The following is a 12,812-nucleotide window of genomic DNA, read 5'->3' on the forward strand; positions in this document are numbered from 1 at the left end:
AAATGAGTAGTTCAATTGTATTGAAGATGCTTAATATTACACATTATTTTAGAAATAAAAAAGCAAAGCGTTGGTTTAACCCATATCAATATGAAGCCAATGATATTAATTTAAATAAAATTTCGTTGCATTTATATCAAGGCGAATCACTAGCAATTATAGGTGAGCCAGGATCTTCTAAATCGCTTATAGGAAGAATATTAGCTGGAGATGTTAAACCAGACAAAGGAAAAGTAATATGTTCAGGTACGCTTTATTTTGGAGATATCAAAGATAAGCATTTAATACAAGCAACAGTTTTTAATTATGTTAATACAATTGTAAAACTTTTCCCCTATGAGGTAAGCGACCATAAAGTATCACAAATTATAAAGTATGCGCACCTTGATACAAAGCAGCAGCAACCTGTATTTACATTAACCCATGCTGAATATGCACAACTTATCGTTAGTATTGCTAGAGCTTCAGCAGCAGAAATCATTATTCTAAATCATATTATTGAGAATATACCGGAAACATATTTACCAAAAGCTGTAGAATTATCAAATGACTATGTTGATAATAACTTAACAATGATTATTATTGATGATGACATTGATAAAGTGATTCAGATTAGTAATTATGTTGCATGGATATCACATGGACAACTGCGAATGGAAGGCTCAATTAATCAAGTTATTCCTAAATTTCGGGAACATGAACGTGATCGACTATCATTAGAGGATGAAGTAGCTATAGAAAACTTTGATATCGATTGGAAAAAAAGTCGAGCACAAATTCCAGAAATGACCTACAATTTTAAACGTGTTGAACGTTATAAACATGCACAAGCACCAGTATACATAGTGAAGTTTTGGACAATACTTATAAGCTTAGTATTGGGAATGGTAGTTATGTTTGCATTAATATTTACTAATACTGGCAATATTCAACTATCAAATAATCTTAGTCAGTCAAAAATTCAAAACCAAAATGTGGATCCATATGAAGAAAAGCTGGCATATGGATTAGCACTGAATGGGAAAATTCATTTGCATGGTAATAATGAATTAACAGCACCTAAATATAGCTTATTAACAATTATTGGAGAAAATTCGAAAAATTATCGGGTAAAAGTTGATAACAAGAATTATTATGTGGCTAAAAATAAATTAGAATATTTTAATCCTGCTGCATTATATGAGGAACATAAATTTACAACTATGTCAAAATACATGAAATCAAATTATGGCAATTTTGTTGATTATTTCAATAGTCATTTAAACAAATCACATAAAACAGTGAAGAAAACTTTAGTTCCTGACAAAGAAAATCGATTTGTAGTAGATATAACTGAACAACCCATTGAAATGCTATTTAATGATACCGATAAACTTAAAGGATTTGTCTTCCCAATAGTTAAAAAAGATGAGTTAAAGAAAGAATTTAATATTTCAAAAGACATTTGGATAACAAAGACGTATGGTGGCTATTTAATTGCAGATATGAAAGAAAATAAATGGATATTTATTGAATTGTAGGTGAAAAAATGATAGATAATTGGATAATTTATATTAAAAATATTCCTCGACTTTGCCAATATTCAATAAAACGTTTATTGGAAAGTTGGAAAGGATTTGCGCTCTTGCTACTTACAGGTATCATAATGATACTAGCAAGTGCAGGTTGGATGAAAATGATGGCAATTGAAGAACTTGTTCGAATACGATGGTATTATAGATTAGCATCAGCCTTATATTTTATAGTATTTACTTATACTACATATAAAGCATTCAAGGATTATAAAAATGATTATTGGGTTACTAAATCATTTAGTTTATCACCTATTGTGACAACAATATTGAATGGATTAGCGGGAACTTTAGTCGGATTTTTACTGTTCTTAATTTTAATCATTTTTTTACCTTTGAACATTGAATTATCAGTTTGGGCACTAATATTTTATTTGTTAATAGGGTGTCTAAATATCATATTAATCGCTGAATTATTAGGTTTATTAAGTATTATGTATCAAAAGTTGGTAATGAAGATCTACTGGATAGGTGTACTGTTAAGTTGTTTTATGGTTCCTATTTTATACATACCTAAAACGACTTTATCGATATTTGGTCATATTCTAATGCTCAACCCACTATATTATTTAGTTGATGGAGTAAGTACATCCGTTATTTTTGGAATTACCAGTTTAAGTAATTTACCATATCATATCTATTTTATATTATTTTTGGTATTAATATTTACTTTAAGTTATTGGTATCACCGTCACATGGCACAAACAAAATATCAACATTATCCCATGACGAAGATTAATAATGAAAATAATAAAGACTAACCATTTGCTAGCAACGCATAAATAATAAAAAAGCCAATTTGATGTGTCGTCTATAGTGACAAAGTTAACACTTCAATTGGCTTTCATTTTTAAATTATGAATATAGTTTTTTCTGTAATTTTTCTTCAGAAAACACCCAACCGATATAAGAATAATCAATTTTCTGTTGATTATTGACATGCGCTATAGCAGCAAATGAGTAGTGGTCATTATTTAAATATCTTAAATCAATGAGTCGTATCTCAGTCGTGTCATCATCCAAGCGACGTATCTGCCAACGATAAATCGAAGAAAAATTTAAAAATGTACGTATTTCAGGATTGCCTTTTATTTGCCATAATAAAGTTCCAGGTTTGAATTGTTGGCGCTCTACTTTATCGCTAAATACGACATTTCTGCCATAAGCTCTCCCAACATAATCATGTGTTTCTGTTTGAATAGCTACTCGCCATTCAAAAAACTTTAAAGTAGGAATAACAAATATTTTTACTGGGTGCTGTTTAGATCTAATTTGATTAAGAGCCTGTTCAGTGATGATTGACTGCATTTTAAAACGAATCATATAATAGCCAATTAACAAGAACAATATTGGAATAAAAATAGCATAAGGATGTATTCCAATAATCCATAATATAATGCCTATAACTAAAATGATGAAAATAATCGGGTCGAATGTGTTAATAACACCTAATTGTATCCATTTGTTGGTAATAGGGCGTAACGCTTGTGTACCGTAAGAGTTAAATATATCTACAAAGACATGTAAAAAGACAGCTAATTGTGCCCACATCCATACATGCAGTGGATTTGTTTGTTTGAAGATAACAAATATGATAAATGTTATAAGGATTGGCCATAAAATTGTAAAAGGGATAGAATGTGTGATGCCTCTATGATGTGTTATGTAGGCGGAATTACTTTTAAGCTTTAACACCGTGTCACTATCTGGTATTAAAGATCCGGCTATAATCGTAGTGGCAGTAGCGGCAAACGTGTCTGCCATTGCTGGATCTTGTGTAGCTAATGCAGTCAAACCAACACCGATAGCTATATGTGTGGCAGTATCCATATCATTCACTCTTTTCTTTGGTATTTATATTTTATTATAATCTAAAAATTGGAATAACGAAATGAAGTTACATTATAGTTAATTTAAATGAGTAGAGCAATAAAAAATATGCAAGAGGAGTATATGTCATTGTATAGAGAAAGAACATTTAAGCGTCATTTAGAGGATTGGTTTAATAAAAATCAACGCGAACTGCCTTGGAGAGAAACTGCAGATCCATATTATATTTGGTTGAGCGAAGTTATGTTACAGCAAACACAAGTGAAAACGGTTATAGATTATTATCATCGCTTTATACAACGCTTTCCAACAATTAAAGAATTAAGTGATGCGCATGAAGATGAGGTTTTAAAATATTGGGAGGGGCTAGGTTATTATAGTCGAGCACGAAATTTCCATTCTGCAATTAAAGAAGTCCATCAAGTGTATCGAGGGATTGTGCCATCACAACCTGAACATTTTGAAAAGTTGAAGGGTGTAGGTCCTTATACTAAAGCTGCAGTGATGAGTATCGCTTTTAATCATCCATTGCCTACGGTTGATGGTAATGTTTTTAGAGTGTGGTCAAGAATTAATAATGATTATAGTGATATTAAACTACAATCTACTAGAAAAGCATATGAAAACCAATTAGAACCATATGTACAAGAGCATGCTGGTACATTTAATCAGGCAATGATGGAACTGGGTGCACTTATTTGTACGCCTAAAAATCCATTATGCTTATTTTGTCCTATACAATCACATTGTGAAGCTTTTGAGCAAGGTACGATTCAAGATCTACCAGTAAAAAGCAAAAATAAAAAAAAGAAAATAATAAATCTAAAAGTATTTTTAATTCGTAATCAGCATGGAGACTATCTTATAGAAAAACGTCAAGAGAAGCTACTTAACGGTATGTGGCAATTTCCAATGGTTGACGCTGATAACGCGGAACAAGAACTAACAAATCGTCTTGGTATGTCTATCACCGCTACAGGTGAGCCTATTTATCAACTAAAACATCAGTTTACACATTTAACATGGAATATACAGGTTTATAGTGTAGTTCATGATGTTAATTTAACGGCGGTTCAGCTTCCAAAATATATGACGTGGTTAGATTTATCTAACCGTGATGATTATACATTTCCAGTATCAATGTCAAAGATTTATGACTTTATAATTGGAGAAACTTAATAGTACGAATAGCTGAAAAAAGACAGTTAAAGCTTAAGTTAAATTTTTAAAATATGATATAATCAAAAGTGCAAAATATGAAAAGGTGGTGTGGAGTATGGTTAAAGAATCCATACCTAAAGAAGGAGAAACAATAAAAATACAAAGCTATAAACACGATGGCAATATTCATCGCGTTTGGTCAGAAACGACAATCCTCAAGGGAACCGACCATGTCATTATTGGAGGTAATGATCACACGCTCGTTACTGAAAGTGATGGTCGAACTTGGATAACGAGAGAACCAGCTATTGTTTACTTCCATTCAGAATATTGGTTCAATGTTATTTGTATGTTTAGAGAGGATGGAATCTATTATTATTGTAATTTATCATCACCTTTTGTTTGTGATGAAGAAGCACTTAAATATATCGATTATGATTTAGATATTAAAGTTTATCCTAATGGGAAATATCATTTATTAGATGAAGATGAATATGAACAACATATGAATCAAATGAATTATCCACATGATATCGATATGATTTTGCGCCGAAATGTTGATATATTACAGCAATGGATAGAGCAAAAGAAAGGGCCATTTGCACCTGATTTTATAAAAGTTTGGAAACAACGCTATAAAAAGGTACGAGATTATTAAGCAAATTATGTGTAATTCCAAAATAAATTGGTTATAGTATTCAATGACAAAAGCTTAATACTTTCAAGCCTTCAATAATAAATTGACATTTAAGTTTTAAACAGCACAATGAAGTGTATTATATTGTATGCCAGAGGTTGAATGCAAAGCTTGATTTTTATCTTGCGATGCCATATCAACCTCTGTTGTATTTCATGCTAATTTTAGCGTTAGGGTAAAGGTAAGTTAGGTACTTAAGGAAGTTGGGGGTTATTCTTATGATTAGACGATATTTAAATTTTGTTAAGCCATATAAATATCGTATATTTGCAACGATTGTCATTGGAATAATAAAATTTGGTATACCAATGTTAATACCGCTGTTAATCAAATATGCGATTGATGGTGTGATTAATAATCATTCATTAACAGCACATCAAAAGGTTATGCATCTAAGTGTTGCCATTGGTATAGCACTCTTTATTTTTCTTATTATGCGACCACCTATTGAATATTTAAGACAATATTTAGCACAGTGGACCAGTAATAAGATTCTATATGACATTAGAAAACAATTATACAATCATTTACAGGCATTAAGCGCACGATTTTATGCAAATAATCAAGTGGGTCAAGTTATTTCAAGGGTTATTAATGATGTAGAACAAACCAAGGATTTTATTTTAACAGGACTAATGAATATTTGGCTAGATTGTATTACGATTATTATTGCGTTATCAATTATGTTCTTTTTAGATGTTAAATTAACATTAGCAGCCATTTTGATATTTCCGTTCTATATTTTGACAGTTTACTTTTTCTTCGGTAAATTGCGTTCTTTAACACGTGTACGATCACAAGCGCTTGCAGAAGTACAAGGCTTTCTACATGAACGTGTACAAGGCATGTCAGTGATAAAAAGTTTTGCAATTGAAGATAATGAGGCGAAAAATTTTGACAAAAAGAATACTCATTTTTTACAAAAAGCGTTCAAACACACGTCATGGAATGCTTATTCTTTTGCAGCGATTAATACCGTCACAGATTTGGGACCTATCATAGTGATTGGTGTAGGTTCCTATCTAGTTATTAATGGTTCAATTACAGTAGGAACACTAGCAGCGTTTGTTGGTTACTTAGAACAATTATTTGGACCTTTACGTCGTTTGGTATCATCATTTACCACGCTAACTCAAAGTTTTGCTTCAATGGACCGAGTGTTTCAACTTATAGATGAAGATTATGATATTAAAAATGGCCGAGGTGCTCAGCCAATTGAAATTAAACAGGGGCATATTGATTTAAGACATGTAAGTTTTAAATATAATGACAATGAATCTTTGGTATTAAAAGATATTAATTTGTCCATTAACCGCGGAGAAACAGTTGCCTTTGTTGGTATGAGTGGTGGTGGTAAATCTACATTAATTAATTTAATTCCCAGATTTTATGATGTCACTGGTGGCGAAATCACTATAGATGGGCATAATGTTAAGGACTTTTTGACGGGAAGTTTAAGAAATCAAATTGGTTTAGTACAGCAAGATAATATACTATTTTCCGATTCAGTACGTGAAAATATATTATTAGGGCGTCCAGATGCTACTGAAGCAGAAATTATTGAAGCTGCAAAAATGGCTAATGCACATGATTTCATTTCTAAATTACCACAAGGATATGACACTGAGGTTGGTGAGCGCGGTGTTAAACTATCCGGCGGGCAAAAGCAACGCTTATCAATTGCACGCATATTTTTAAATAATCCACCAATATTAATCTTAGATGAAGCAACGAGCGCACTAGATCTTGAAAGCGAGGCTATTATACAAGACGCACTTGATGTTTTAAGTAAAGATCGTACAACATTGATCGTGGCACATCGTTTATCAACGATTACACATGCCGATAAAATCGTTGTATTACAAAATGGTGAAATTATAGAAACTGGTACGCATCAAGAATTAATAGCAAGACAAGGTGCATATGAACATTTATATAGCATTCAAGATCTGTAAAAATTAAAAAATAATGTGTTGATAATAAAAATGGCAATTTCTACATTTGTAATAGAAATTGCCATTTTCTTTGAATAGAAAATATTTAAATAGTTAAAACCTTACTAAATAAATTTTAAAATGCTTAATTTATATTGTTAAAGCGTATCTTCATTTATACATCAAAGTCTTCATCAACTATGTCAATATCCGCATCAGTACGATGATACGTAAAATAGCTTAATCTGAGACGATCTAGATGCTCTAAATGATATCGATACTCTTCAATCGCAGCGATAATCTGCATTAAATTAGAATAAGAATATTTTGTTTGATAGGGGTTTTGAATTAATTCCTGTTGAAATGCGAGCATTAAATCTTTCTTTTGAGGATTAATAATATTATTTTCAACATGCTCAATATTATAGCGTGCCTTTTTCGATAAACTACGCAAAATTTGTTCGTGATATTCAATTAATGCATCAATTTCAAGTTTAATTTGAAAGATTAAATTATAATTTAAATTATGCAAATCATTTTGATACCGTGTCATTCGGTTTAACACTTCATACGCTTGTCGTGTGGTACTAACCACTTCCTTGAAAAGGATTTTCTTTCTATTCTGTTGAAATACATGTTTTTTTGTAAGTGGTCGTTCTTCATTATAATAATCATATATTTGTTCAAGTCTATTTAAGCGTGTTTTTATTTGATCATTATCTTGTTTAATTTGATGATAATCTGAAGTGTCATTTAGTACCAATCTAAACCATACAAAAATGTCAGATGTTAATTTTACGGAATAATGATAAATTTTAGTTTCGAATTTTGGTGGTAAGAAAATAAGATTTACTATTGATGCACTTAACACACCTATCATTACTAATATAAATCTAAAAGTAGCTGCCACATAAAATGAACCAGTATGTTGTCCCATGATAATTAAGGCAGTCACACTTGCAAGTGTAGCAACGTGTGCCAAGTTGATTTTATATAAAATAGCGATTAATAAGATAACGGTAATGCCCATAATAACAATATTTTTACCAAAAACTACTACCACTATGACTGCCAGCAATGCACCAATAAAGTTTCCCATAGCTTGCTCAGAAATTGTCTTAACAGAACGATGGATATTGGGTTGCATTGCAACAACTGCACTGATACCAGCGACAGATTTAAATCCAACGTCATTAGGTAAAAAAGAAGTGATGAATAGGGCAAGTATTATGGCAATACCTGTCTTTAAGATACGGGCTCCTAGCTTCAAAGGTCATACTCCTTTATTTTTATATATTAAATATGAGTTATATATGTTATACACTGACGAGGATTAATTTTCAAGTTTATTTCATTTGACTAAAGGCATAATCAGCTGCTTCTAATGTCTTGTCAATATCTTCTTCAGTATGTTCAGTAGTTAGGAACCATGCTTCAAATTTAGATGGAGCTAAATTAATACCTTGATTAAGCATTAATTTGAAGAATTTACCAAATGCTTCACCATCTGATCTTTCAACTTGCTCATAATGCGTTATTTTTTCGTTCGTAAAATATAGTGTTAGTGAACCATAAACACGATTAATAGTAGCTGTGATACCGTGCTTATCGATGAGTTTTAATAAGCCATCTTCTAAGCGTTTACCTAGACGATCAAGTCTATCATAAACACCATCTTGTTCTAGAACTTCCAATAGAGCAATGCCTGCACGCATTGATAAAGGATTCCCTGCCATTGTACCTGCTTGGTAAGCCGGTCCTAATGGTGCGACGTGTTCCATAATGTCTTGTCGACCACCGTATCCTCCAATCGGTAACCCACCACCAATGATTTTACCAAATGCAGTTAAATCGGGATATACGTTAAGTAAATCTTGTGCGGCTCCATAATGGAAGCGAAATGCTGTAATAACCTCATCATAGATAACTAAAGCTCCATAATCATGTGTGATTTTATTCACTTCTTCTAAAAAGCCAGGTTGCGGTTCAACCATACCAAAATTACCCACAATTGGTTCGACTAATACAGCAGCGATTTGATCACCCCAATGCGACATTGCTTCTTTATATGAATCAATGTCATTAAAAGGCACGGTTATAACTTCTTTTGCAACACTCTCTGGCACTCCAGCAGAATCAGGAGAACCTAGTTGAGAAGGGCCACTTCCTGCAGCAACTAAAACGAGATCAGAATGACCGTGATAAGAACCGGCAAACTTAATTATTTTATCTCGTTTAGTGTAAGCACGAGCGACACGAATTGTCGTCATCACAGCTTCAGTGCCAGAATTAACGAAACGTATTTTTTCAAGAGATGGAATAGCTTCACGTAATTTTTTACTAAATTCAATCTCTAATTCTGTAGGTGTACCATAAAGCACGCCTTTTGCAGCTTGATCCTGTATAGCTTCAGTAATATGTGGATGTGCATGTCCAGTGATAATTGGTCCATAGGCTTGAAGATAATCAATGAATTTATTGCCATCTACATCATACAAATATGCGCCATGACCTTCTTTCATTACAACTGGTGCGCCACCTCCTACTGCTTTGTAGGAACGAGAAGGTGAGTTTACGCCACCTAAAATATATTCATTTGATAACTTCTGAAGTCGTTCACTTTCTGTGAATTTCATGTTCTATCAACCTCTTTTAATTTAATATTTTCAACTAATATCGTATCATAAATAATAACTAAAAAAAGAATAGGTGATTAAATGTTAGAAAAAGGACAACGTTTCCCACATTTTTCATTGAAAAACCAGAATGGAGTAAGCATTTCAAATAAAGATTTAAAAGGTCAAAAGGCAGTACTTTATTTTTACCCAAGAGATAATACGCCAACGTGTACAACAGAAGCTTGTGATTTTCGTGACAATTTAGCTTTTTTTAATGATTTAGATATACAAGTATTTGGAATTAGTGGAGATAGTGAGCAAAAACACCGTAATTTCATAAATAAACATCATTTGAATTTTGATTTACTCGTAGATAAAGACTATGAACTTGCGAAAGAAGTAGGTGTTTATCAGTTAAAAAAATCTTTTGGAAAGGAAAGTATGGGGATTGTAAGAACAACGTTTATTATTGATGAGCAAGGTATCATATTAGATGTTATTGAAAAGGTTAAAGTCAAAAATCAAATGGCTGAATTAAAAAATATTTTGGGGTGATTAAGTTGAAAGTAGTAGGATTGAAGCGCTTGGGTAAACTAGAGCAACATTTAGTTAATAAATACCAACAAATTGAATTTCAATTTTATGCACAAGCAGCCGATATACCAGAAGAGGAACGACAGAATATTGACATCTTAATTGGCTATGATGGACATGTAGATCAGTCCTTTTTAGAAAGCTGTCCCAATTTAAAATGGATTGCTTGGTATGCAACAGGGGTTAATTCTCTTCCATTGAACTATATACTTCAACGAGGCATTCAACTGACAAATACAAGAGGTGTTCAAGCTAAACAATTAGCCGAGTATATTGTTACATTTATCTTGGATGATTATAAAAATATGCGTAAATCTTATTATAATCAACGCCATCATATATATGATTCTACAATCACTGGTAAAAGAGTTAGTGGCTCAACCATATTATTTCTAGGGACAGGTGCTATTGCGCAAGCAGCAGCACAATTATTAAGACCGTTTAATCCTGAAATAATAGGTATCAATCGATCAAATAGTTTAGTTGATTACTTTGATGATATTTATGTAATCACAGAATTATATAATGTAATAAACAAAGCTGACATTATTATAAATACGCTTCCCGAAACTGAAGAAACATATCATTTATTGAAGCGGAAACATTTTGAGTATATGAAAGATAATGCATTATTTATTAATGTTGGCAGAGGAACCATAATAAAAGAAAATGATTTGTTAGAGGTAATGGAGAATAATTTGATAAGACACGCATATTTAGACGTTTTCGAACATGAGCCTTTATCAGCTGACCATCCATTATATGATTTAGATAATGTAACTATCACTGCACACATTACTGGCAATGATTACAATAATAAAATAGATGCAACAAAGATATTTGAACGAAATTTAGATCATTTTCTCAATAATGGAAAACTAATTGAGAATACTGTTAATGCTAAGAATGGGTATTAACCTTAGAAGAAGAGATAAACAATTGACATTTTTAACTATATAAAGTTATATTAATATTAAGTAATAATTATTATTAAATAGAAAGATGGTGAAATTATGAGTGCAGATATAGAATCAATTGATCATGAATTGGAAGAATCAATTACAGAGCTGAGAAAAGCAGGTGTGCGAATTACACCTCAAAGACAAGCTATCATTCGTTATCTAATTTCTTCACATACACATCCAACTGCCGATGAAATTTACCAAGCACTTTCACCAGATTTTCCTAATATCAGTGTTGCAACGATATATAATAATTTAAGAGTGTTTAAAAATATAGGTCTAGTTAAAGAGCTAACATATGGTGATGCTTCTAGTCGTTTTGATTTTAATACACACAACCATTACCATGTTATTTGTGAAAAATGTGGAAAAATCGTTGACTTTCATTATCCACAACTAGATGAGGTAGAACAATTAGCGCAGCATGTGACAGATTTTGATGTTACGCATCATAGAATGGAAATCTATGGCATTTGTAAAGAGTGTAAAGCAAGTGAAACCAATCAATAAGATTTATATATGGCGGACAAAATAGCTTGATGAATACTTTCAATGGTTAAACTGATAACTGAGCAGTGTTTATCACATAAGTAGTTGTTATATATAATTAAAATGACTTTTAACAAAGATAGAACAGCTAGGACTTATATCCTAGAAATTTAGCCAGTAAATGAGGGTTTTGTAACTTCATTTACTGGCTTCTTTGTTAATAATACTTGTATTATTGGTTCGCTTGCATAGGTGACGGATTCAGCCAGCCAAGCTTGCTTTGTTAGAAAAACTATTTTAGCAAGTTTTTCTTTGCTTGGAAATTCGAATTACTTTGCTTGCTGAAATACGCTTCACATTTTTATTGTTGGGGACCCTGTCTTTTCCCTCAAGTGTCTCGCCCAAATAAGGCGTATTTATATGTGACTTTACATTTAAAAGCTTGATTAACCAAAGAATTTTCGTATTATTTAACCAGCGTCACGTAACTAAATAAACGAAGTTCTTTACTTATAAAATCTATACATGACTCAATTTGTGCGAGTATTTAATACTTTCAACTAACAGTAAGCTCTAAAAAGAGGATAATATCAAATTTAGCAAGTTGTAAAAAAATAGCTATTATACATTTTGGTTAGATTAATACTCTTCTTAAGAAAAAGTAAACAAAAATTACTGATATTAATAATTGACGTAGATGTCTTTAATTGATATTATTAAAAAGTCGTCAAAATACGACAGATAGCAATGTTGCTTCTTAACAATTTTAATACGATGTTAAGAAAGTGTAATTTTGACTATTGAACTTTAGAACAAAACAATATAACATATTGATTGTTGATTTAAACAAAGTCAATTGAGCCAAAAAATATTGACACAGATTGTTTATTTCGATACAATAATAAAATGTAAGTAAAAAATTTGAACATTGAAAACTGAATGACAATATGTCAACG

The 12,812-nt window shown here is 31.7% G+C and carries 11 protein-coding genes; 8 read left to right on the forward strand and 3 right to left on the reverse strand.

Annotated features, from left to right (window positions below):
- The first annotated feature begins 2 nt into the window (after positions 1-2).
- A complete protein-coding gene (locus HMPREF3267_RS06865; protein WP_062077822.1) occupies positions 3-1,520 on the forward strand; it encodes an ATP-binding cassette domain-containing protein in 1,518 nt (505 codons plus the stop codon).
- 8 nt (positions 1,521-1,528) lie between these two features.
- Positions 1,529-2,332 carry a hypothetical protein gene (locus HMPREF3267_RS06870; RefSeq protein ID WP_002461316.1) on the forward strand — a complete coding sequence of 268 codons (804 nt, stop codon included), beginning with the start codon at positions 1,529-1,531 and terminating at the stop codon, positions 2,330-2,332.
- Positions 2,333-2,426: 94 nt separating this feature from the next.
- Here the strand turns inward: HMPREF3267_RS06870 and HMPREF3267_RS06875 are convergent, their stop codons facing one another.
- Entirely contained in the window at positions 2,427-3,401 is a 975-nt protein-coding gene (locus HMPREF3267_RS06875; RefSeq protein WP_012990800.1) for a metal-dependent hydrolase, read from the reverse strand.
- Between the two features lie 123 nt (positions 3,402-3,524).
- On the opposite strand from HMPREF3267_RS06875, the gene mutY reads away from it, so the two are divergent.
- From mutY to HMPREF3267_RS06890, 3 genes are all read left to right on the forward strand, one after another.
- The gene (gene mutY, locus HMPREF3267_RS06880; protein ID WP_002477969.1) at positions 3,525-4,580 is read left to right on the forward strand and encodes an A/G-specific adenine glycosylase; all 1,056 of its coding nucleotides are present in this window, start codon (positions 3,525-3,527) and stop codon (positions 4,578-4,580) included.
- 97 nt (positions 4,581-4,677) lie between these two features.
- A complete protein-coding gene (locus HMPREF3267_RS06885; protein WP_002461312.1) occupies positions 4,678-5,220 on the forward strand; it encodes a nucleoside tri-diphosphate phosphatase in 543 nt (180 codons plus the stop codon).
- A gap of 257 nt (positions 5,221-5,477) precedes the next feature.
- Positions 5,478-7,214 carry an ABC transporter ATP-binding protein gene (locus tag HMPREF3267_RS06890; RefSeq protein ID WP_002461311.1) on the forward strand — a complete coding sequence of 579 codons (1,737 nt, stop codon included), beginning with the start codon at positions 5,478-5,480 and terminating at the stop codon, positions 7,212-7,214.
- Positions 7,215-7,368: 154 nt separating this feature from the next.
- Here the strand turns inward: HMPREF3267_RS06890 and HMPREF3267_RS06895 are convergent, their stop codons facing one another.
- A complete protein-coding gene (locus HMPREF3267_RS06895) occupies positions 7,369-8,463 on the reverse strand; it encodes an FUSC family protein (protein ID WP_002477970.1) in 1,095 nt (364 codons plus the stop codon).
- Between the two features lie 76 nt (positions 8,464-8,539).
- Positions 8,540-9,829: a glutamate-1-semialdehyde 2,1-aminomutase gene (locus HMPREF3267_RS06900; protein ID WP_037544399.1), complete on the reverse strand. Its 1,290-nt coding sequence runs from the start codon at positions 9,827-9,829 to the stop codon at positions 8,540-8,542.
- An 81-nt stretch (positions 9,830-9,910) separates the two neighbouring features.
- On the opposite strand from HMPREF3267_RS06900, the gene bcp reads away from it, so the two are divergent.
- From bcp to perR, 3 genes are all read left to right on the forward strand, one after another.
- Positions 9,911-10,366, forward strand: coding sequence for a thioredoxin-dependent thiol peroxidase (bcp, locus tag HMPREF3267_RS06905; protein ID WP_002461308.1), 456 nt, complete (start codon positions 9,911-9,913; stop codon positions 10,364-10,366).
- A 5-nt stretch (positions 10,367-10,371) separates the two neighbouring features.
- On the forward strand, positions 10,372-11,322 hold the full coding sequence (locus HMPREF3267_RS06910) for an NAD(P)-dependent oxidoreductase (protein WP_062077820.1): 951 nt from the start codon (positions 10,372-10,374) through the stop codon (positions 11,320-11,322).
- Positions 11,323-11,418: 96 nt separating this feature from the next.
- On the forward strand, positions 11,419-11,877 hold the full coding sequence (perR, locus tag HMPREF3267_RS06915; protein WP_062077818.1) for a peroxide-responsive transcriptional repressor PerR: 459 nt from the start codon (positions 11,419-11,421) through the stop codon (positions 11,875-11,877).
- Positions 11,878-12,812 lie beyond the last annotated feature (935 nt).

This window comes from Staphylococcus sp. HMSC62D11 (assembly GCF_001839145.1).
Classification (GTDB): Bacteria; Bacillota; Bacilli; order Staphylococcales; family Staphylococcaceae; genus Staphylococcus; species Staphylococcus lugdunensis.

Coding starts and splice junctions, on each gene's coding strand:
- HMPREF3267_RS06865 (WP_062077822.1), top strand. CDS start 3: ATGAGTAGTTCAATTGTATTGAAGATGCTTAATATTACACATTATTTT.
- HMPREF3267_RS06870 (WP_002461316.1), top strand. CDS start 1,529: ATGATAGATAATTGGATAATTTATATTAAAAATATTCCTCGACTTTGC.
- HMPREF3267_RS06875 (WP_012990800.1), bottom strand. CDS start 3,401: ATGGATACTGCCACACATATAGCTATCGGTGTTGGTTTGACTGCATTA.
- mutY (WP_002477969.1), top strand. CDS start 3,525: ATGTCATTGTATAGAGAAAGAACATTTAAGCGTCATTTAGAGGATTGG.
- HMPREF3267_RS06885 (WP_002461312.1), top strand. CDS start 4,678: ATGGTTAAAGAATCCATACCTAAAGAAGGAGAAACAATAAAAATACAA.
- HMPREF3267_RS06890 (WP_002461311.1), top strand. CDS start 5,478: ATGATTAGACGATATTTAAATTTTGTTAAGCCATATAAATATCGTATA.
- HMPREF3267_RS06900 (WP_037544399.1), bottom strand. CDS start 9,829: ATGAAATTCACAGAAAGTGAACGACTTCAGAAGTTATCAAATGAATAT.
- bcp (WP_002461308.1), top strand. CDS start 9,911: ATGTTAGAAAAAGGACAACGTTTCCCACATTTTTCATTGAAAAACCAG.
- perR (WP_062077818.1), top strand. CDS start 11,419: ATGAGTGCAGATATAGAATCAATTGATCATGAATTGGAAGAATCAATT.